This is a genomic window from Planococcus citreus, assembly GCF_003664125.1.
Lineage (GTDB): Bacteria > Bacillota > Bacilli > Bacillales_A > Planococcaceae > Planococcus > Planococcus citreus.
Map to the genome: position 1 here is coordinate 1,146,997 of NZ_RCCP01000001.1, position 20,289 is coordinate 1,167,285.

The 20,289-nt window shown below is 49.9% G+C and carries 21 protein-coding genes; all 21 read right to left on the reverse strand.

Annotated elements, in window-relative coordinates; translation table 11 throughout:
• Nucleotides 1–65: 65 nt before the first annotated feature.
• The 21 genes from DFR62_RS05630 to dctP all read right to left on the reverse strand — a co-directional run bounded on the left by DFR62_RS05630 (nt 66) and on the right by dctP (nt 20,260).
• Nucleotides 66–1,478, reverse strand: coding sequence for an MBL fold metallo-hydrolase (locus DFR62_RS05630; RefSeq protein WP_121298602.1), 1,413 nt, complete (start codon nt 1,476–1,478; stop codon nt 66–68).
• Between the two features lie 169 nt (nt 1,479–1,647).
• Nucleotides 1,648–2,472 (reverse strand): enoyl-CoA hydratase-related protein, encoded by an 825-nt coding sequence (locus DFR62_RS05635; RefSeq protein WP_167456520.1) that lies wholly within the window; start codon nt 2,470–2,472, stop codon nt 1,648–1,650.
• On the reverse strand, nt 2,450–3,352 hold the full coding sequence (locus DFR62_RS05640) for an NAD(P)H-dependent flavin oxidoreductase (protein ID WP_121298603.1): 903 nt from the start codon (nt 3,350–3,352) through the stop codon (nt 2,450–2,452). The genes DFR62_RS05635 and DFR62_RS05640 overlap by 23 nt, the downstream gene beginning before the upstream one ends.
• A complete protein-coding gene (locus tag DFR62_RS05645) occupies nt 3,345–4,526 on the reverse strand; it encodes an acetyl-CoA C-acetyltransferase (protein ID WP_121298604.1) in 1,182 nt (393 codons plus the stop codon). Before DFR62_RS05645 ends, DFR62_RS05640 begins: the two co-directional genes overlap by 8 nt.
• A gap of 220 nt (nt 4,527–4,746) precedes the next feature.
• The gene (locus DFR62_RS05650; RefSeq protein WP_121298605.1) at nt 4,747–5,514 is read right to left on the reverse strand and encodes an SDR family NAD(P)-dependent oxidoreductase; all 768 of its coding nucleotides are present in this window, start codon (nt 5,512–5,514) and stop codon (nt 4,747–4,749) included.
• A gap of 13 nt (nt 5,515–5,527) precedes the next feature.
• The gene (locus DFR62_RS05655) at nt 5,528–6,691 is read right to left on the reverse strand and encodes a dihydrolipoamide acetyltransferase family protein (RefSeq protein WP_121298606.1); all 1,164 of its coding nucleotides are present in this window, start codon (nt 6,689–6,691) and stop codon (nt 5,528–5,530) included.
• A gap of 33 nt (nt 6,692–6,724) precedes the next feature.
• Nucleotides 6,725–7,705: an alpha-ketoacid dehydrogenase subunit beta gene (locus tag DFR62_RS05660; protein WP_121298607.1), complete on the reverse strand. Its 981-nt coding sequence runs from the start codon at nt 7,703–7,705 to the stop codon at nt 6,725–6,727.
• Between the two features lie 14 nt (nt 7,706–7,719).
• Nucleotides 7,720–8,724 (reverse strand): thiamine pyrophosphate-dependent dehydrogenase E1 component subunit alpha, encoded by a 1,005-nt coding sequence (locus DFR62_RS05665; RefSeq protein ID WP_121298609.1) that lies wholly within the window; start codon nt 8,722–8,724, stop codon nt 7,720–7,722.
• Between the two features lie 277 nt (nt 8,725–9,001).
• Entirely contained in the window at nt 9,002–9,985 is a 984-nt protein-coding gene (locus DFR62_RS05670; protein WP_121298611.1) for a quinone oxidoreductase family protein, read from the reverse strand.
• Nucleotides 9,986–10,001: 16 nt separating this feature from the next.
• Nucleotides 10,002–11,384: a short-chain fatty acid transporter gene (locus tag DFR62_RS05675; RefSeq protein WP_121298612.1), complete on the reverse strand. Its 1,383-nt coding sequence runs from the start codon at nt 11,382–11,384 to the stop codon at nt 10,002–10,004.
• An 18-nt stretch (nt 11,385–11,402) separates the two neighbouring features.
• Nucleotides 11,403–12,176 (reverse strand): SDR family NAD(P)-dependent oxidoreductase, encoded by a 774-nt coding sequence (locus DFR62_RS05680; RefSeq protein WP_121298614.1) that lies wholly within the window; start codon nt 12,174–12,176, stop codon nt 11,403–11,405.
• Between the two features lie 50 nt (nt 12,177–12,226).
• Nucleotides 12,227–12,586: a MaoC/PaaZ C-terminal domain-containing protein gene (locus DFR62_RS05685; protein ID WP_121298615.1), complete on the reverse strand. Its 360-nt coding sequence runs from the start codon at nt 12,584–12,586 to the stop codon at nt 12,227–12,229.
• Complete coding sequence (locus tag DFR62_RS05690) at nt 12,558–13,010, reverse strand: FAS1-like dehydratase domain-containing protein (RefSeq protein WP_121298618.1); 453 nt, start codon at nt 13,008–13,010, stop codon at nt 12,558–12,560. Before DFR62_RS05690 ends, DFR62_RS05685 begins: the two co-directional genes overlap by 29 nt.
• Nucleotides 13,011–13,079: 69 nt before the next feature.
• Entirely contained in the window at nt 13,080–14,132 is a 1,053-nt protein-coding gene (locus DFR62_RS05695; RefSeq protein ID WP_121298620.1) for a phosphotransferase family protein, read from the reverse strand.
• A gap of 16 nt (nt 14,133–14,148) precedes the next feature.
• A complete protein-coding gene (locus DFR62_RS05700) occupies nt 14,149–14,994 on the reverse strand; it encodes a 3-hydroxybutyryl-CoA dehydrogenase (RefSeq protein WP_121298622.1) in 846 nt (281 codons plus the stop codon).
• 16 nt (nt 14,995–15,010) lie between these two features.
• On the reverse strand, nt 15,011–15,793 hold the full coding sequence (locus DFR62_RS05705) for an enoyl-CoA hydratase/isomerase family protein (protein ID WP_241663067.1): 783 nt from the start codon (nt 15,791–15,793) through the stop codon (nt 15,011–15,013).
• A gap of 12 nt (nt 15,794–15,805) precedes the next feature.
• Nucleotides 15,806–16,549: a 2-phosphosulfolactate phosphatase gene (locus tag DFR62_RS05710; RefSeq protein WP_121298624.1), complete on the reverse strand. Its 744-nt coding sequence runs from the start codon at nt 16,547–16,549 to the stop codon at nt 15,806–15,808.
• Between the two features lie 18 nt (nt 16,550–16,567).
• Nucleotides 16,568–17,161, reverse strand: a complete 594-nt coding sequence (locus tag DFR62_RS05715; protein ID WP_121298626.1) for a TetR/AcrR family transcriptional regulator — start codon at nt 17,159–17,161, stop codon at nt 16,568–16,570.
• 24 nt (nt 17,162–17,185) lie between these two features.
• On the reverse strand, nt 17,186–17,731 hold the full coding sequence (locus tag DFR62_RS05720) for a TRAP transporter small permease (protein WP_158290784.1): 546 nt from the start codon (nt 17,729–17,731) through the stop codon (nt 17,186–17,188).
• A gap of 18 nt (nt 17,732–17,749) precedes the next feature.
• Complete coding sequence (locus DFR62_RS05725) at nt 17,750–19,072, reverse strand: TRAP transporter large permease (protein WP_121298630.1); 1,323 nt, start codon at nt 19,070–19,072, stop codon at nt 17,750–17,752.
• A gap of 75 nt (nt 19,073–19,147) precedes the next feature.
• Nucleotides 19,148–20,260, reverse strand: a complete 1,113-nt coding sequence (gene dctP, locus DFR62_RS05730) for a TRAP transporter substrate-binding protein DctP (RefSeq protein WP_121298632.1) — start codon at nt 20,258–20,260, stop codon at nt 19,148–19,150.
• Nucleotides 20,261–20,289 lie beyond the last annotated feature (29 nt).

Sequence of the window (20,289 nt, forward strand, 5' to 3'; positions counted from 1 at the left end):
CCCTTCTGGATTGTGTTTTTCAAAGAGAAACCGCCGAAGCCGAAGCTTAAGCGGTTGTGCTCCTATTACTGTTTCACGGGTGCGACTTCTTGCTGCCATTTGCTGTAGCCGCCTGTCATATTGACCAGGTTATCGATGCCGTTCGCTTTCAGTACACTTGCAGCGATAGCGGAACGGGCACCCGCCTGGCATTGCACGATGATCGTTTTGTCTGTATCCACTTCATCCAAGCGATTTTTCAAGGTACCGACCATAATGTGCTCGGCGTTATCGATATGCCCTTCATCGAATTCCGTCTGATTGCGGACATCGAGCACATACGCTTCGCCTTTTTCGACCATCTCATTCGCTTCGGATGGCGAGACGTTTTCATAAGAAGCCAAGTTGTCCGCTTGTGCCAGGACAGTTTCTGCCTCTGCAAAACCGTAGACTTCATCGATTCCAACTGAATGGAGGGCAACCAATGCTTCATCGAGTACTTCCGTGTCTAGAAGCAAGTACAAGGGTTTGTTGTAAGCAACGACCCATCCTGCCCAGTTCGTGAAGGAATTGTTGAACGGAATGTTGATCGTTCCTTGGATATGGCCTTTGCTGTAGGCATCTGCCGGGCGCATATCAAGCACTTGTTTGCCTTCTGCAAGAAGCGCTTCGATATCTGCGGCTGATGTAATTTCTTTCAGTTCCGGCAAGTCTTTGATCAGTTTCTGGCCGACTTTATTGACCGATTTCATCACTGCGAAGTAATACGGCGGCTCCGGTTGGCCTTCGAGCAAAGCTTTCTTGAAAGAAGCTTCATCATCGAACTGCATCGCCCAGTTAAAGGCTTTTTCGTAACCGACTGTCGTCGATGGAACCGCGCCGAGCGCTTTACCGCAAGCAGATCCGGCACCATGCGCCGGCCAAACTTGTAAATAATCCGGAAGCGCCTTGAAGCGTTCAATCGATTTGAACATCGACGCCGCACCTGAATCGGACGTACCTTGTATGCCTGCCGCTTTTTCCAGAAGGTCTGGGCGCCCGACGTCGCCAACAAAGACAAAGTCGCCTGTAAAGATGCCCATCGGCTTATCCGCGGATCCGCCTTTATCCGTCAATAGGAATGAAATGCTCTCCGGGGTATGGCCTGGCGTGTGCATCACGTCAAATACCAGGTTGCCGATCTTGAACTGGTCGCCGTCTTTCAATAGTTGATGGCTGATTCCATCCAGGTTCTGATATTTCCAATCGGCATCGCCTTCATCCGAAACATAGAGCTTCGTGCCGAAACGGTCATTCAGTTCCCGTGAACCGGATACAAAGTCAGCATGGATATGCGTTTCAAGAGCGCCAACAATATTCAGTTTCTCTTTTTTCGCCAGTTCTTCGTATGCTGTGATATCGCGCATTGGATCAACGACGACTGCTTCGCCTGTTTTTTGGCACCCTACTACATAAGATGCGTGAGCCAATTTTTCGTCATAGAAATATCGTAGTAACATGGAATCAATCTCCTTTTGTTTGTTTTCGTTTTCTTAAGCTTAATATACCCCATAGGGTATAATTTGTAAACATATTTGCTTCACCTTTTTTCTTCTTCCATTAATGTTTCCTTCCATATAAAAAAGCTTCCGAAATGCAGTCACTGCATTTCGGAAGCTTGAGGGCATCTTATTTTTCTTCATCGAAGAAATCCGGAAGCTCGCTCGCTTTCATCGGAAACTCCGCTTTACGCTTGTCGACAAAGGATTGTATGCCTTCATCCGCATCTGCATTCTGCCCCGCCCAGTGGAGGAACTTCGATTCCGCGAGATGCGACTCATGCGGATGATCCGCGCCAAGCATCTTCCATAATAATTGGCGCGTAAAGCTATTGGAGGTGGCGGCGGTATTTTCCGCAATGTCCCGTGCGATTTCATATGCTTTTTCAAGTGGATCTTCCGATTCATATTGCATGAGCCCCGCCTCCACCGCTTCAGCCGTCGGGATATAGCGCCCCGTCAGTGTCCATTCTAGTGCTTTTCCGATGCCGACGATGCGCGGCAAAAACCAGCCGGAGGAAGCTTCCGGGCCGATGCCGCGGCGTCCGAAGACGAAGCCGATTTTCGCATCTTTTTTGACGATGCGGATATCCATCGGCAAAGTCATGGTCATGCCGATGCCGACCGCCGGGCCGTTGATGGCAGCAATGATCGGTTTTTTCACTTCATAGACCTGGTTGCTGACCTGCCCGCCGAGGTCCCGGTATTCTTCCGCGCTTTGTTCGGAAGCGAATGTCGAGCCGCCGTCCGATAAGTCCATCCCGGCGCAAAACGCCCGCCCTGCACCGGTTACGACAATGACGCGCACTTCGTCGTCTGCATCCACATTGCGGTAGAAATCCAATAATTCTTCGTTCATTTGTTCCGTATAGGCGTTCATTTTTTCAGGGCGATTCAAGGTCAATGTCAGAATCCCGTCCGATAATTCGGTTTTAATGGTTTCGTACAAGCGCATTCACTCCCTCTTCATATTCCCGCTCCAGCTGCTCGACAGCTTCCTTGACCGTCTCGCGCTTCGTCACCGTCGTCACGCCGTGTCCCGCCGACCAAATATCACGCCATGCCTTGGCATTGACGAGATGAGACAAATCGACTTCTGTTTTCGGCTTTAAGGTTTTCGGATCGATGCCTTGTTTTTCAAGGCTTGGAATGAGAACATTCACCGGAACGCCGCTGAACGAATCGGTATAAAGAATGTCTTCGATCGAGGAGTCGATGACCATCTGCTTGTACTCTTCGGGCGCGCTGCTTTCTTCGACCGCCAAAAAGCGCGTACCCATATAGGCATAATCTGCGCCCATTAATAAAGCAGCTGCCACATCTTGCCCGGTCGACAAAGAACCCGACAGGATGATGGTGCCGTCAAAGAACTTCTTGACCGCCGCAATGAAAGCGAACGGATTGAGCGTGCCCCCGTGCCCGCCAGCGCCTGCGCACACAAGGATCAATCCATCGACGCCGCTTTGTGCCGCTTTCTTCGCATGCTTCGCATTTGCTACATCTGAATAGACGAGGCCGCCGTATGCATGGACGATTTCGAGTACTTCTGCAGGCGAGCCAAGCGACGTGATAACAATCGGCGGCTGATGCTCACGGATCAATTCAACGTCTTCGTCGTAGCGCTTGTTCGAACCGCGGTGGCTGATGAAATTGACCGCCCACGGAATATCGCCAAGCGCTTCTTTCACTTCAACGAGCCATTTCGCGCATTCTTCAGCGGGGCGCGCATTCAATAGAGGGAACGAGCCGATGACACCGGCACGCCCTGATTCAATGACCATCTGGGGCGTCGACACAAGAAACATCGGCGCCACGATAACCGGCAGTTTAGGCATGTTCAATCACCACCGCAATTCCCTGTCCGCCGCCGATGCATAGGCTCGCGACTGCATATTTCCCGCCGCGGCGTTTCAATTCATAAGCCGCTGACAGCAAGATACGTGCGCCGCTTGCACCGACCGGATGGCCAAGCGCAATCGCCCCGCCGTTGACGTTCACTTTCGAACGATCCAGCCCAAGCTCTTTTTCCACCGCCAAATATTGCGCCGCAAAGGCTTCGTTCACTTCGACCAAATCAATATCTTCGATTGTCAGTTCCGCTTTTTCCAGCGCACGGCGGATGGCAGGGACCGGGCCGATGCCCATGATTGTCGGATCGACGCCGGCGACATGCCAAGACACGATGCGGGCGACAGGCGATAAGCCATGCTTTTTGACTGCATCTTCCCCTGCCACGACAAGAGACGCCGCACCGTCATTGATGCCTGAAGCATTGCCCGCTGTTACGGAGCCGTCTTTCTTGAACGACGGGCGCAGTTTCGATAAGCCCTCCGTATTGGCATCCGGTTTGATGTGTTCATCTTTGTCGACTACAACCGTGCCTTTACGGGTTTTCACTTCGACTCCGACGATTTCTTCATCAAACTGTCCGCCAGTTGCCGCTTTAGCTGCCCGCTGGTTCGATTCGACCGCAAATTCATCTTGGGCTTCACGGGAAATATCGTATTGCTCCGCCAGTTTTTCGGCCGTCATGCCCATGCCGCTGCCGGTATATTGGTCAGTCAGCGTCGCAAGCAGCATATCTTCAAACTGCATCGGCCCCATCTTTGCCTTGCTGAAACGCTGCGTGAAATTCGCATAAGGCGACATCGACATATTCTCCGCACCGCCAGCCAAGACGATATCCGCTTCACCGAGCAGAATGTGCTGCGCTGCGGAAACGACTGCCTGCGCACCCGATCCGCAAAGCCGGTTCAATGTCAGGGCCGGCACTTCTTGGGGAACACCTGCATTCAGCCCGATATGGCGCGCCAGGTAAGCTGCATTGACATTCGACTGGATGACATTCCCGTAAATGACGTGATCTACATCTTCCGCTTTGACATTCGCTCTTTTGAGCGCTTCCACCGCTGTCGCCGTGCCAAGTTCTGTCGCATCGGTATTCGCAAACGACCCGCCAAAAGCCCCAAATGCCGTTCTTGCTCCATCTACTAGATATACATGTTTCATGTCCATTTCTCCTTTTCACGCCCACTCTGAAAGGGCTTACATATTTTCGTTTTACTTGTCAGAAAATTTAATTTTCCATTCAATCATACCGCCCAGTATGTGCTTTTGCAAAAATATTTTACCTTCTATTTAAAATTCAACGCTTTGTTTAAATACAACTTTTCACTTTTTGGCTGGATATAAAAAAGAAAGAGAAGTAACCTTCTCTCTCCTCCGTTCATCATACAGCACTCCAACCACCATCTACTGGCATGATCAATCCTGTAATATAGCTCGCTTCATCGGAAGCTAGGAACAAAGCAGCGCTCGCTATTTCTTCGGGCTCCCCGACTCTCCCAAGCGGACCGGTTTCATAATTCTTGGCGATTTCAGGATCATCCAGAACTTCACTGATCATCGGTGTATTGATCGCTCCCGGGCAAATGCAATTGACCCGTATATTATGTTTTCCGTAGTCTGCCGCCATGACCCGCGTCAATGCCACTACGCCACCTTTAGAAGCGGTATATGCGTCTGCCCCCGAGACTCCTATGATTCCGTTCAAAGAAGCGTTATGGATGATGCTGCCTTTGTTTTGTTTGATCATTATAGGGAGGACGTATTTTGACATAAGGTAGACCCCGTTCAAGTTAATCCCTAGAATGCTATTCCAATCTTCCAGAGGGGTTTCTAGGACAGAAGCCATCTTATACTTTGACCGGGCTGAAAATCCGATGCCTGCATTGTTGAATAGAATATCAATCTTCCCGTATTTCTCGTGTACCGTTTCCACTAATTGACGGACATTTTCTTCATCCGAAATATCAGTTTGGTAAAAGAAAGCTTGCTGTCCGGCTTCCGTAATCTGTTTCACCGTTTCTTTCCCAGCCTGTTCATTCATTTCCGCAACGATGACTGTCGCGCCTTGTTCTGCAAACATGATGGCTGATGCTTTACCTTGCCCGCTTCCTCCCCCGGTAATAATGGCGACTTTATCTTGCAGTCTCATTCAAAATCCCCCTTCACTTCAAATCTTCCGCTGTAAGATTTTCGAAAGCTTTCTGAAGTTCTTTTGTGAACCCCGCTCCTGCCACCCCGTCGATAAACCGATGGTCATAGCAGATGGATAGGCCCATGACAGGAACAACTTCTACCTCTCCGGAGTCCGATACTACTGGCATCTTACGGGTAGCACCCGCGAAGACAATTGTCGATTGCGGCGCATTGATGATCGGTGTTCCGGATTCGATGCCTAGGCTTCCCAGATTCGACACTGTAATGGTACCGTTCGCGTAATCATCCATGCCAAGTGATTTACTCTCAGCTTTTTCAGCCAACTCTTTGATTTCTGAAGCTATTTCCCCAATGGATTTCGATTCAGTGTTCCGGACGACCGGCACCACCAACCCATGCGAACTGTTGACGGCTACAGACACGTTGATTTCTTCGAAGACAGTTACTTCGTTGTCTTTGAATCGGCTATTTACATACGGATAATTCTTCACAGCGTTGCTGACGGTTTTGACGATGATGTCGTTCATGGAAATTCCCGATATTTCTTTTTTCACTTCCAACACCTTGCTCATATTGACTGTGACCATCTGTGTAAATTGCGGAATGGTCTGCCAGCTGTTCATTATATTTTCAGCCATCGTTCTTTGGACATTATTCAATTTTATGGTTTCTTTTACAGTCAGCCCTGAACTCCCTGGCCCCGATGCAGCGTTCTTCACATCGTCTTCTGTAATGATGCCATTCTTCCCTGTTCCGGTAATTCCATCGAGCGGCACCCCGAGCTCTTTAGCTACCCTTCTTGCCCTCGGGGACACGCCTCCTGCTGCGGCTTTCGGCTTTTCTTCCTGCTCCTTTTCAGCACGGGCTTGCGTTTGAGATTCACTCGGCGTTTCCGCTTTTTCAGCACCTGAGTAAACAGAGAAATCGATTTCTTCATCCGCTTTGCCTAGAATCGCAATTACTGTGTTGACGGGCACTTCCTCATCTTCAGGAACGATAATTTTCCTGAGCACGCCATTTTCCTGCGCTTCTATTTCAAGTGTTGATTTTTCAGTCTCCAATTCAAACAGATATTCCCCTTTTTTTACTTCTTGCCCTTCTTCGACCAACCATTGGGAAATCAGCCCATTTTTCATCGTGGTCCCTAAGCGCGGCATTTTCACTTCATACATTCATCCACACTCCCCTCAATTTGAATCGAGCAGTTAATATTCCATTAATTCATCGACTGCTGTTATGATTTGTTCTTTGCTTGGGGTATAGAATTGTTCCAAATAAATGCTTTGGGCGATTGGAACGTCTGGGCTGCCCAATCTTTTAATTGGGGCACTCAGATCAAATAGTGCTCGCTCCTGGATTTGCGCTGCAATTTCCGCTCCCGAGCCGCCCGTTTTCGGCTCTTCATGGACAATGAGCACGCGCCCAGTTTTTTTCACCGACTGTAGGATCGTCTCCATATCCAGCGGTGCAAGGGTGCGGGGATCGACTACTTCCACTTCGATTCCCTTGGCTGACAACTCTTCTGCCGCTTCGAGTGCTGTATGGACCTGCAGGGCTGTCGCAATAATCGTTACATCATCGCCTTCTTTTTTGATGTCCGCTTTGCCGAAAGGAATCAAATATTCCTCTTCTGGCACTTCGCCTTTCATGTCGTAAAGCACTTTATGTTCGAAAAATAATACTGCATTATTGTCTCGTATGGCGGTTTTCAACAATCCTTTGGCATCGTAAGGCGTTGACGGGATGACAATCTGCAACCCTGGGCCGTGCATGAATAAAGCTTGCGGGCTTTGGGAATGCTCAGGCCCCGCTCCGCCAGCGATGCCGATTGGCAGCCGGAGCGTAACTGGCATCTCCATTTGCCCACCGTGCATAAAACGCCATTTCCCCATTTTATTGAACACTTCATCAAAAGCGATGCCGACAAAATCGCCGAATTGCAATTCAGGGATTGGGCGGGCATTTCCGGTAATGGCCATTCCAACAGCGGCAGCGACAATGGTTGGTTCAGCAATCGGTGTGTCGAATACGCGTGTCCCCCCGAATTTTTCATAAAGGCCTTTTGTCACCGCATTGATACCGCCGAACTTTCCGACGTCTTCACCGAACAGGACCGTTGTGTCATCCCGTTCCATCTCTTCATTCAAAGCTTCCATAAGCGCTGTACGCATCGTGATTTTTCTCATCAGTTCATCCCCCTTTACGCAAATAGGCCTTCATAGATTCTTTTCGGGTCCGGAAGCGGTGCGGATTCAGCTTTTTCAATAGCTTCGGCAATCTCTGAATCAATCTCGGCATTAATGCTCTCTAACTCTTCTTCTGAAACAATCTTTTCCAGCATTAATTTAGCGGCAAAGTTTTTGATCGGATCTTTTTTATCTTTCCATCCCTGCAATACTTCAACATCGACATAATCATACGGATCGCCTTCGAAATGGCCCCGATGCCGGAAGGTTTGCGCTTCTATAAATGTTGGACCCTCTCCGCGTTTTGCACGTTCGACTGCTTCTTTCACCACTTCGTGCATCAGCAAGACATCATTTCCATCTACGACACAATTCGGGATGCCATACCCTTCTGCCCAATCGGCTATATTCTCTTTCACGGCATGCGTTTCAGAGACGTGGCAGGAAATAGCGTATTCATTATTTTCACAAATATAGATGACCGGCAATTTATATAAGCCTGCCCAGTTCAAGGAGCCGTGGAGCATTTCCCGGGAAGCTGCACCATCTCCAAAATAAACAACAGTCACTTGATCGGTACCTGTCAATTTAGATGTATAGGCTGTTCCGACACTTATTCCGAGTTGTGAGCCGATGGTTCCTGCTTGGCCCAATACCCCCCTTGCCGGGTCGGCGCTATGTACAATTCCCGCGCCAAGACCTCGTGTTGTACCTTCGATTGTTCCTAAAAAATCGCCATAAATTTTAGATAAGGGAACACCTTTAGCGATTTTTTGGTTACAGCCGCGATGGTTGTAGAAGATATAATCTTCATCACGAAGATTCTGCCGGATAGAACCAGCTGACAAACCTTCAGATCCTATACCAGAATGATAGAACCCCGAAACTTTTCCTTCTTGCATGAGGCGGATAAGATTCTCATCGAACTTCCTGATCTTGGCCATCGTTTTGTAGAAATCCGTCAAAACGTCTTTACTGTAATCATTGAGCTTAATTTCTTTTTCATAAGTTTTCGCCATTTGGATTTCACTCCTTGTTTTGGGGGTTTTATAAGACCGTCAACGATTCTGGCTTCCTGTCTCCCTCCATCACACAGGTAGCCGATGGGTAAGTGCTTTCAAAAAAGGGGAGGGGTCTCTTCAAACCATAAAGTTTCACCTTCTTTCTTTCTGAGAATTCTCATGACGATATCTTTTTTACTTCTTGAGGTTTCAATCTGGGGAAGAATGATGGGGTTCATTGCAATTCAAGCAGATGCACTGCCCTACTCCAGAGGGCAGTTGTCTGCTGAATTCATTAAGGAAGCAATACCAGTTTCCCTGTACTTTTCCGGCTTTCCATAAGTGCATGGGCTTGCGCTGCCTGTTCAAGCGGATAGCGGCCGGTGATTGACACGTTCAATTGACGCTGTTCAAGCAGTTCGCTGATGGCCGCTTCTGCATTCTTCAAAAACCCTGGACGCTGCTTGCGGTAGGTGCCAGTGCTGTAACCGAGCACCGCCCGGCAGCTTGAATGGAGTTCGTCTGTTTTGACATTGCCCGGAACAGAGCCTTCATTGGCATGGCCGAATGACACGATGCGGCCGAAAGGAGCCAGAACCTCAAGACTGCGCTCGAAATTTTCACCAGCAATTGTATCCAGGATGACGTCCACCCCCTTGCCGCCCGTCAGTTCAGCGACCACTTCCGCGAAGTTTTGCTCGCGGTAATTGATTGCAATCGCGCCAAGGTCTTCTACCACTTTCTTTTTCTCTTCGCTGCCGACCGTCCCATAGATTTCCGAGACGCCGGCAAGTTTCGCCAATTGGATGGCGGTCGTGCCGATGCCGCCTGCCGCTGCATGGATCAAGACCGATTCACCTGGCTGTATCCGGGCGACTTCATGCAGCACATTATAGGCAGTGATGCCGACAGTCAAGGTCGCTGCCGCTTCCTCAAAGGAGACGCTGTCCGGAATCTTGTAGACAAGCTGGTCAGAGGCGACGACATATTCCGCGTAGGACCCGGAAGCCGGGAATGCACGCACACGGTCGCCTGCAGACAAGCCGGTCACTGCGCTCCCCGTTTCCTCGACGATGCCCGCGCAATCCAGCCCTGGCGTGAAAGGCTCGTTATTTGCCACGCCGTGATATTGTCCGAGGCGCGCCTTAATATCGGCAAAATTGACGCTGACCGCTTCGACTTTTATGAGCACTTCATGGTCTTTCGCTATTGGTTTTGGCACTTCCTGAAGCTTCAACACTTCAGGAGGGCCAGTCGTTTCTGCAATGATCGCTTTCATGTGGACGCCCCTTTCCTTAGAAAATCAACAGGCAGGCACCGATGACCAGGCCGCCGTAAATCAAGGCGATCATCGTGTAGCCCATGATGTCGCGGATTTTCAAACCGGCAATCGCGAGCAGCGGAATCGCCCAGAATGGCTGGATCATATTCGTCCAGCTATCGCCCCAGGCTACAGCCATGACGATTTTTGCAGGATCGACGCCCATTTCGAGTGCTGCCGGAAGCATGATTGGCGCCTGGACCGCCCATTGGCCGCCGCCTGATGGGATGAAAATGTTCAAGATTCCTGCCGACAAGAAGGTGAAGAGCGGCAAAGTCGTTTCATTCGAAATATCAATGAAGAAATTCGACATCATGACAGCAAGCCCCGACGCTCCGAGCATGCCCATGATTCCTGCATAGAACGGATATTGCAACACGAACTGGCCGACACTGCTGACGGATTTCAATAATCCTTCCGCCAGTTCACGGACATTGCTGAACATGAGGAGCGCGGCCGTCAGGAAAATCAAGTTGACGGTATTCAAATCGAGCGAGAAGCCATTCATATAGAAATGATTGATCAAATAACTTAAGCCAAGGAATCCGCCGATCAATGGAATGAGGCGCGATTTTTCGATTTTGTCATTCGGATAATCCTCATGATCTTGCGGCACCTCTTCTGTGACCGGCTCTTCCAAACGTGCTGGATCCACCAGATAACGGTCTTTCGGGTTGCGCGGATGGATAAAGCGCATGACGAACGGAAGCGTGAAGAACAAGATCACCACAATCGCGATATTCAATGCCGATAACAGCGTTTCCGATATGGGAACAATTCCGATATCCCCCTCAAACACATGCCCCGCAGTAGCGACAAAAAGTGCCGGGGAAGAAGATAATCCGCCTTCCCAGATTAAAAATCCTGAATATCCTGCAGCGACGAGCACACGGTAATCGACGTCGCGCACTTTCTTTGCGACCAGCTTCGCGATGATTCCCGCAACGACCAAGCCGAATGCCCAGCTGATGAGAGATGCGCCAAGCGCCGTGAACGTCACCATCAAAATTGCGGAATTCGGCCCTTTAGGGATGCCGGCGATTTTCTCAAGCGCCTTCGAAACGGTCGGCGTCAAAGCCAGCGCATAACTCAATACGAAGGTCGTGATGATCTGGGCCGTGAAAGTTAAAAGGCCCCACATGCCGTCGCCCCAATGGCGCATCATATCGATCGGGCCGGAATCGGTGAAAAGGACCCCTGCAATGAATGCGATCGCCGTCAGTAATACCGCGAATACGAATGCATCCGGCAGCCATTTTTCGGCAATTTTGGCGAACACATTCGCTATTTTTGCGAGCGGATTGTTTTGCTGTTTCTCTAAAACTGGATCTCTTTCAGTATTTCTTCCATTTGCCATCGTCTTTCCCCCCATTATCTAATTGGCGGTCCATCCGCCATCTACATAAAGAATTTGCCCCGTTACATAACTCGATGCTTCCGACGCCAGGAATAAAGCAGGGCCGATCATCTCGCCTGCTTCACCCATGCGTTTCAGCATGGTTCTGCTGACCAATTTTTCCAGCCGTTCCGGATCCTGTAGAAACGGTTCTGTCATTGGTGTTTTAATATAAGCGGGCGCCAAGGCGTTGACGCGGATATTATGTTCAGCGAGTTCCGCTGCCCACACTTTCGTCAATTGATTGATCCCGCCTTTGCTTGCCGCATAGCTCGTCTGGAGCGGATTGCCGACTTGCCCCATAATGGATGAAATATTGATGATGCAGCCTCCTTTTTGGCCGATCATCCGCTTTGCTGCTTGCTGGCCGACCAGGAAGATGCCTTTCAAATTGGTACCGAGCACCCGGTCCCAGTCTTCTTCCTCCACTTCCACCAAAGGTTTACGGATGTTCATTCCGGCATTATTGACGAGAATGTCCACTCCACCGAAATCGGCATCGATGAATTCAAATAACTCAGCGACGGCTTGTTTGGATGTCACATCCGCCGATTTCCAGGAAACATCAAGGTTTCGGCTATTCATTTCGTCTGCCGCTTCCTTGAGCACTGTTTCATCGCGTCCGGTAATGAGCACTTTAGCACCGGCATGGGCGAGCCCAGCTGCAATCGCCAGGCCAATTCCTTTGCTGCCACCGGTAATGAGCGCTTTTTTTCCAGTCAGGTCGAAACTTGGATAAGTAAATTCCTCCACGCTTATCTCCCTCTCTGTTTATAGAAATATTCCGTCAATTGATTGTGCAGTCACGCCAGTTCAAAGCTTCCGACGAGTTTCCCCGTTCCGGAAGCATCCTTGATCTGCAGTTCCCCAGCATTATCTGTTGTCAGCATTCCTTCGATGATGAATGCTTCACCTGCATGCGCCATCCCGACAAAACGCACGGTGAATTTACTCAGTTTCCTCCCCGGAAACCACTCATCCAGTGCATCTGCAGCCCAGCCCATCAATAACATGCCGTGGGCGATCGGTTCCTTGAACCCTTTACTGCGGGCAACTTTCGGAACCGTATGGATTTCATTAAAATCGCCTGAAGCACCCGAATAACGCACCATGTCAATCGGTGCAAGTGCTTTCTTATGAATGTCCGGCAATTTCTGCGCCATGCTGTTCCCGCCTTTCGATTAAAGTTGCCCGCCCGATGCGAACCACTTCATTTTCTTGATTGCGGTATGTCGTTTCAATCTGATAAAATCGTTTGTCTTTTTTATCGAATCGATCAGTCAGCACGGACTTTGCTGAAATAACATCCCCGCTGATGATGTCTTTTTCGTATTCGAAACTTTGCTCGCCGTGCAGTATGTCATTCGGGTCCAATCCCCAAGCCTTGAATAATTGATAGAAATCCAGTTCATTCCAGAAATCGATGACTGTCGTGTATGTAGGCGGAGCCGGGATATCCCGATACCCTGCATCCAATGCTGCTTCTTTGTTGAAATAAACCGGATTCCTTAAACCGAGAGCCAATGCGAACTCCCGGATTTTTCCCGCTTCTACGCGGAACGGCGCGTAATGAAATTCCTGATTCATCCCTTTTTCCTCCTCTTCCCGGCATTCCGCTTCACTTCATCAAGCAAGAAGAACTTCTACGATTTCTTGTTATAACACTTCGCCCCTGCGCGTCCGGTTCGCCATATCGATCAAGTTCGCGACCGCTTTATTTAAATGGCGGAAACGCTCATCTTCAATTTCCCCGTTTTTCCAACGATAGTAAATCTGCTGCAAAATCCCTGCCAGCTTATAAAACCCGAACGCTAGGTAATAGTTGATATTCGACACATCGCGCCCGCTTTGCTTCGCATACTCTTCCACGAACTCCTTGCGGCTGTAAAAGCCTGGCTGGCTCGAGATGATGTTGATGCCGATATCCGCATCTTCCGCCTGGCCCCAGTAGGCTAAAGTCGAGCCGACATCGCTGAGCGGATCGCCGATTGTCGACAGTTCCCAATCAAGAACACCCGTCGCAAGCCCTGGGCTTTCTTCGTCAATCACCATATTGTTCAATTTAAAATCGTTATGGACGATTGTGGTTTCTTCATTAACAGGGATATTCGCCGTAAGCCATTGCTCCAGCTCTTCAAGCCCTTCAATATCATCGGTTTTGGAGTGATGATAGCGTTTGATCCAGCCGTTCACCTGGCGCTCCATGAATCCTTCCGGTTTGCCCATCTCGGCGAGTCCGGCTTCTTTGTAGTCGATCGCCTGCAGTTGGACCAATGTCGAGATGACATTCTTCGAAATAATCGGTCCTGCTTGTTCCGGGCTTCCGTATACTTCCGGAAGTTCTTCATCGATGACAAGCCCCTGTTTTTTCTCCATGACGTAAAAATGCTTGTCCATCACTTCGGGATCTTCACAATACACATATGGTTCAGGTGCCAGCGGGAACACTGGATGCACTTTTTCGAGCATCTTGAATTCGCGTTCCATATCGTGCGCTTTGGGCGGAATCTCACCAAACGGCGGACGCCTCAAAACGCCTTCCCAGTCCCCGATCTGCAGGAGATAAGTCAAGTTAGAATAGCCTTCAGAAAATTGGCGGACCTTCATCTCGCCTTCTGGCAACTGGGGAAGCGCATTGCGCAGGAAACGTTCGACTTTTGTCCAATCTACTTCCTGTGTTTTCTTCGTTTTCGGTGTTGCATCGCTCATATTGATGCCCTCCATGTCATTCGTATTTAAAGAATCCTTCTCCCGACTTCCTGCCGAGCTTGCCGGCGCGCACGTATTGTTTCATCAAAGGCGCCGGCCTGTATTTCGAGTCTTTCGTTTCTTCGTAAAGTGTCTCAGCCACAAATAGCATCGTATCGAGCCCGATCAAATCAGCCAACGCCAGCGGGCCGATTGGATGGTTTGCGCCGAGTTCCATGCCTTTATCGATATCTTCAGCTGAAGCGATGCCCTCCATCAACACAAAGACCGCTTCGTTGATCATCGGCGTCAAGATCCGGTTTACTGCAAATAAAGGCGCTTCCTTCACGGAAATCGCGGTCTTGTTGAAGCGCTGTGCAATTTCATGCGCCCGCTCGAAGGTTTCATCGCTCGTCTGTTCAGCCCGGATGATTTCGACCAGTTTCATGATCGGCACCGGGTTGAAGAAATGCATGCCGACGACTTGTGCGCTGCGGCCCGAACTTGCAGCCATTTCTGTAATGCTGAGGCCAGACGTATTCGTTGCGAAAATCGTCTGCGCTTGGCAAATGCGATCAAGCTGGGCGAATAATTCCTTTTTCGGTTCGAGTTTTTCGATGATCGCTTCGATGACGATATCCATCTCTTTTAAGTCATTGATCTCCGTGCTGGGGCGGATCCGATGCCATACGCTTTCACGTTGCTCTTCGGTCATGCGCCCTTTTTCGACATTGCGGCGCAACGTTTTATCGATGCGCTGCATTCCGCGTTCCAGCCCGGCCGGATCGAGGTCGTATAAAATGACGTCCATGCCGCCTTCTGCACCGACTTGCGCGATCCCGTTCCCCATTGTGCCTGCGCCGATTACTGCCAATCGCTCCATTTGTTCATCCCCCTCATCATTTCCCTGTGAAATTCGGTTTGCGTTTTTCAATGAAGGCTTGAACACCTTCATCCATGTCTTCCGTGCCGACCAGCTTCGCGAACATCCGCGTTTCCAAAAACTGCGCTTCGGATAGAGGCAAATCCATGCCCTCATCAATCGCTTCTTTTGCGAAGGCGACTGCTAGCGGCCCTTTTCCGGCAATTTGTTCCGCCAATGCATAAGCTGTTTCAAACGCTCGCCCTTCTGGCACCACCCGCTCGACGAGTTTCGCTTCGTAAGCTTCCTGTCCATTGAGCCAGACTCCCGCGAGGACAAGTTCCTTGGCTTTGCCGGGTCCGACCAGACGGGAAAGCCGCTGTGTTCCGCCGTATCCTGGCAATATGCCAAGACCCGTTTCAGGCAGCCCGAATTTTGCGTTTTGTTCGGCAATGCGTATGTCGCAGGCAAGTGCCAGTTCCAGCCCTGCACCAAGCGCTAAGCCATGAACTGCGCAGATGACAGGGGCTTTCCCTTCCGTCAGCTTGTCGAAAATCCGTTTTCCCTTTTCCAGCAATTCGATGCCACCCATTTTAGTCAGTTCCGGAAATTGGCTAATGTCTGCACCGGCAGCAAATGCCTTGGCACTTGCCGAGCGCAGCACGACCGCCCGCACCTCTGTTTCCTGCAACGCGTCGATCGCTTGGTCCAACTGTTCCAAAACCGCATCGCCCAGTACATTGAGCGGCTGATGGTCCAGTGTTACCACCGCGATAGAATCATTTGTTTCCAGATGTACAGCATCCCAATGCTTCACCATAGGGTTCCTCCTTTATTCAGCATTTCTCACTTGATCGCGCCCTTTGACGATCATGCCGTCTTCATAGACCGGCACCACATCCAGCTTTTCGTGATGGCGGATGACGAACTCTGCCGCTTCAGGAAAATTAAAGCGTTTGAGCAAATCCGCCGTTTCACTGTCCAGCAATTCGTTGAAGCCTTCCGCATAAGAATTTCGGTACGCTTTTTGGGCAAGCTTCGCAGCATCCGATAGCTCATAGCCTCCCCACCGCGCCAGATGTTCGACCAGTTGGCCGGCACCGATAAAATCTTCCATCGAGAAACGATCATCATTTCCTGAACAGACGAGCACAATCGATGAACCATCCTGTTCCTGGTGGATGCGCTCAGCTACACGGTGCCCATTCACCAACGAGGAGATGTACAATCGCTTAGCATCTTTCGCTTTTTCGATGGCAATCGTGCCATTCGTTGAACAAATGATGGCTGCTTTCCGCTCCGGACTGTACTTGAGTGCGCATGGATCAGGATAATCAAAGCCCTCGAGCCCTTCGCCTTTCGACTCGCCAAGCAATAGATGCTCGGCCTCCTGCAACTTCGACAGTTCGAGTGCCCGCTCGCTTCCGAGAACCGCATGCACCGGCTCATAATTGCGATCCAATAGGAAAATGATTGTCGACGTCGCCAGGAATACATCGATCACTGCGGCTGTGCATCCTGCAAGCCGCTCTTCCCTCACTGCTTCCTTTTGCGTAATGACGTGTATTTTTCTCATTCCATCAATTCCTTCAAATCAGGATGTTTTCCTCAGCATCTTCAATAACAGATCGGCATAAATCTCTTCCACATCTTCAGGCGAATACTTGCCATCAGGTGAATACCATACTTGAATCCAGTTGGTCGCCCCCAAAATGATCATGCGCGCCATTTTCTTCTCCGGAACTTCGAATTCTCCGCGTTCGGCGCCTTCGTCGATGATCCGGTCGAACAGCTTTGCATAATCATCGCGCTTTTCGATAATTTCCGGGATATTATCCTCTGAAAAAGTCGTTTCGGGTTTGACGATCAAATTGAACACTTCTTTTTCGCGGATCGCCACTTCAATATGATGGCGCAAAGCCATGCGCATCTTCTCAACAGACGATACTTCCGCCCGGACAATCTCTTCCATCTTTTCTTTCGCTTCCGTCAAGATCAAGTCGTGGCAGCGATACAATAACTCTTCCTTGTTCTTGAAGTAATAATAGAGCGCCCCTTTTGTCATCAATAATTCCGCGGCAATGTCTTCCATCGTTGCATTATGATAGCCCTGCCGTGAAATGACCAAACTGGCTGAACGAAGGATATCCTCCCGTTTCTTTGCTGCTTTTCGTTCCCGTAGATTCATTCCACTCCCTCATTTGCTGTTTGATTAGAGATCCTCGACTGGCCCTTTCGGCTCTTCCATCAATAGGCTCGGTTTCTTCTCCAGTACATTTCGAATCAGGATAAACAGGTTTTCGACGACAATCATTCCAAAAGCAATTGGAATCAAGAAGAAAAACGGATACAGCGGATACAGTGTGCCCGCCGCCGGAAAAGCAATTTCCCGCTCGAGCCCGTCTATTGCATAAGCCCAGCTGAACTGCACGATTAGCACCAGAACGAAAAGCTCCAGCAAAATCATCAGCAGAATGATCGCTTTTTGCATGCCTGCCCCGAAACGGTCGAGAAGTAAATCCATCTTCGGCAAAACGCCCGACGAATAAACATACGCGAGACCGGGGAATACGACGAGGGGCATCATGTAATTCTGGATGATTTCAAACCCTCCGCGGATCGAACTCGAGAACAGCGTCCGCATCACCACATCGTAGACAATCAATAACATCATCGCTACAACCGCGATGCCGCTGACCCAAATGCCGATAAGCTTTAAATAGTGAAAAAGCCGATACGCTTTCCATACACCTTTCATCATGCTTCCCTCCTTTTGCTACATTGAATTCGGCAGCCAAGTGGCAAGCCCCGGGAATGCGATCATCAATCCTGTCACGACCACCATCGCCACCAAAGCAAAGACAGTCGTCAAACGGAAAATCGAACCTGAGTTGATGCCGCTGACACCGGCGACCGCATAGACGCTTAACCCCACCGGAGGCGTGATCAAGCCGATTGTACAAATGACTGAAACAAATACACCGAACCATAGAATATCGACTTGCAGTTCCTGAATGATTGGCAGAACGACCGGAATCGACATCAAAATGACCGCTGCGCCTTCGATGAACATGAACATGATGAACAAGACGATGGAAATGACAATCAGCACAAGAACCGGTGTATCCATGATCGGTTCGATCAATTCAATCAAACGTCTCGGCAACAATGACAAGGAAACAAAGCGGCCGAAGATCTGCGCGCCGATCATGATGATCATGACCATCCCTGTCAGTTTCACCGTCTCAATCAAAGAGGTTTTAAAGAACGCAAAATTGACTTTCCCCAATAAAAATGCCGCAATCAAACCGACGAACGCTCCGACAGCACCCGCTTCTGTCGGCGTGAAGACACCTGAATAAATGCCCCCGAAAATGATGAATACAATCGCAACGGCAATGACACTGGCGATGATCAAGCGAATGACCGGCACCTTTTCTTCCGTTACCGTTTCTTCGAACATTTCTTCCTGTGCCGCCTGTTGCTTCTTTTTGCCCAATTGGAAATAGACGAGCATGACAGCGATAAACACCAACATCGTCAAAATCCCTGGGATGAATGCACCGACGAATAGGCTTCCGACCGGTGTTTCGGTAGCGACCCCGTAAAGGATCAAGATGATACTTGGCGGGATGATTCCTGAGAGCGACCCGCCGGAAGCAGCGACTGCCCCGGCGAGCGGCGCACTATACCCATGCTTGCGGAGTTCCGGAATGGCAACTTGTCCAAGTGATGCGGAAGTAGCTGTACCCGATCCAGAAACCGCTCCCAACAGCCCGCCGATAATCAAGGTCAACACGCCGAGTAGGCTGTTCTTTCCTTTCGACACTTTATGGACCATATAAAAGATGTCCTGGACGAGCCCCGATTGCAGGATGAATTGTGCCATTAACACAAACAACGGGATGGTCGTCAAAGTATAACTGGCCACGCGGTTGAACGGTTCGTTGCCGAGAAGACCGGGCAAAATGCCGAACCCTTCCAAAAGAATCAGCCCGATGATGCCGCTCGCCAGCAATACGGAGTGGATATACAGCCCCGCCAGCAGCAAAACGATCATCATGGCCAAAATGATTCCAATAACCAGTAAATTGTCCATTCTCTGGCCTCCTTGCCTCCATTATGAAAAAAGAGGATGAGCGACACCTCAATGCGCTATCCTCTTCTTGCTTGCTTATTCCAAATTCATGACCGCTTCTGGCACTTCTCCGCCTTCTTCAATCAAGAGATCTCTCCACATTTTGACTACTTCATTGCCTGGTAACCCATTATCTTCCAGAAGTTTCGCATAATCTGTCCACGTATCTTCAATGCCTGTATTGAAGTGATCTTGCACTTCCTGGTCCAATTCACTGAACTCGACGAACTTGCCGCCGTTTTCTTCATTTTCCGGGATGATCGCTTCAGCACGGTCCATCCATTCCTGGGCGCCGGCTTCGAAAATGTCTTCATTGGCTTGAGTCATCGCTTCCTGGACATTTTCCGGGAGTTCATCCCATCTGCTTTGGCTCATGCCGATAAATGCATTGAAATGGCCGAAGTTGATGCCCGTGACCGTATAGCGGAACAAATCCTGGAAGCCGTACCCTGTCCAATCGGCGATGCTGTAGAATGCGCCTTCAAACGTGCCGCGGCTGAGGGCATCGTAGATTTCGACAGCTGGCATGGTCACGCTATTGATGCCGGTTTTCGCGGCATACATTTCATGGATGCGGGAAGGCGTGCGAAGGGATGTGCCTTCGACATCGCTAACTGAATTGAATTCATGCCCTGTCGTGGAAATGGAATATTCCTGTGTCGTCGATACTGGGAATACTTTGAAATCACCGAATTGCATCTCCGTATACGTTTGCCCATCCGCCAATTCTTCTTCACTCTCCAGAAGCTTTTTCCAGGCCTTGGAAGCGATCATGGTATCGGAATGGTTGAGCGGCAACATCGTCACTTCGGCCATCGGGAATTGGTCCGGTTGATAGATCGGCAACACCAAAGCGACATCGACCGTCCCGCTTTGAAGGGCGTCGCCTTCATCCGGAACCGAAACCAATTCTCCGCCAGTGAAAGTTTCAAATTGCACTTGGCCATCCGTCAATTCCTCGACCCGCTCCATCCAGGGAACCATCGAAGCTTCCCACCAGGCATGCTGCGCGCTTAATCCCGTGGCTGCGCGAAGTGTGATTGTTTCCCCTTCAGCGCCACCGCCCTCAGAATCTCCACCGCCACACCCTGCAAGTAGAAGGGTCATTGCTGCACCTGCTGCTAAAAAACGAGAACCGTGTTTTTTCATAGAAAATACCTCCATCCGGTTTTTGTGCC

Coding starts and splice junctions, on each gene's coding strand:
- DFR62_RS05660 (WP_121298607.1), bottom strand. CDS start 7,705: ATGAGAAAAATCACGATGCGTACAGCGCTTATGGAAGCTTTGAATGAA.
- DFR62_RS05650 (WP_121298605.1), bottom strand. CDS start 5,514: ATGAGACTGCAAGATAAAGTCGCCATTATTACCGGGGGAGGAAGCGGG.
- DFR62_RS05635 (WP_167456520.1), bottom strand. CDS start 2,472: ATGCGCTTGTACGAAACCATTAAAACCGAATTATCGGACGGGATTCTG.
- DFR62_RS05640 (WP_121298603.1), bottom strand. CDS start 3,352: ATGCCTAAACTGCCGGTTATCGTGGCGCCGATGTTTCTTGTGTCGACG.
- dctP (WP_121298632.1), bottom strand. CDS start 20,260: ATGAAAAAACACGGTTCTCGTTTTTTAGCAGCAGGTGCAGCAATGACC.
- DFR62_RS05705 (WP_241663067.1), bottom strand. CDS start 15,793: ATGGTGAAGCATTGGGATGCTGTACATCTGGAAACAAATGATTCTATC.
- DFR62_RS05710 (WP_121298624.1), bottom strand. CDS start 16,549: ATGAGAAAAATACACGTCATTACGCAAAAGGAAGCAGTGAGGGAAGAG.
- DFR62_RS05700 (WP_121298622.1), bottom strand. CDS start 14,994: ATGGAGCGATTGGCAGTAATCGGCGCAGGCACAATGGGGAACGGGATC.
- DFR62_RS05690 (WP_121298618.1), bottom strand. CDS start 13,010: ATGAATCAGGAATTTCATTACGCGCCGTTCCGCGTAGAAGCGGGAAAA.
- DFR62_RS05630 (WP_121298602.1), bottom strand. CDS start 1,478: ATGTTACTACGATATTTCTATGACGAAAAATTGGCTCACGCATCTTAT.
- DFR62_RS05725 (WP_121298630.1), bottom strand. CDS start 19,072: ATGGACAATTTACTGGTTATTGGAATCATTTTGGCCATGATGATCGTT.
- DFR62_RS05695 (WP_121298620.1), bottom strand. CDS start 14,132: ATGAGCGATGCAACACCGAAAACGAAGAAAACACAGGAAGTAGATTGG.
- DFR62_RS05720 (WP_158290784.1), bottom strand. CDS start 17,731: ATGAAAGGTGTATGGAAAGCGTATCGGCTTTTTCACTATTTAAAGCTT.
- DFR62_RS05645 (WP_121298604.1), bottom strand. CDS start 4,526: ATGAAACATGTATATCTAGTAGATGGAGCAAGAACGGCATTTGGGGCT.
- DFR62_RS05655 (WP_121298606.1), bottom strand. CDS start 6,691: ATGTATGAAGTGAAAATGCCGCGCTTAGGGACCACGATGAAAAATGGG.
- DFR62_RS05675 (WP_121298612.1), bottom strand. CDS start 11,384: ATGGCAAATGGAAGAAATACTGAAAGAGATCCAGTTTTAGAGAAACAG.
- DFR62_RS05665 (WP_121298609.1), bottom strand. CDS start 8,724: ATGGCGAAAACTTATGAAAAAGAAATTAAGCTCAATGATTACAGTAAA.
- DFR62_RS05715 (WP_121298626.1), bottom strand. CDS start 17,161: ATGAATCTACGGGAACGAAAAGCAGCAAAGAAACGGGAGGATATCCTT.
- DFR62_RS05685 (WP_121298615.1), bottom strand. CDS start 12,586: ATGGCGCAGAAATTGCCGGACATTCATAAGAAAGCACTTGCACCGATT.
- DFR62_RS05670 (WP_121298611.1), bottom strand. CDS start 9,985: ATGAAAGCGATCATTGCAGAAACGACTGGCCCTCCTGAAGTGTTGAAG.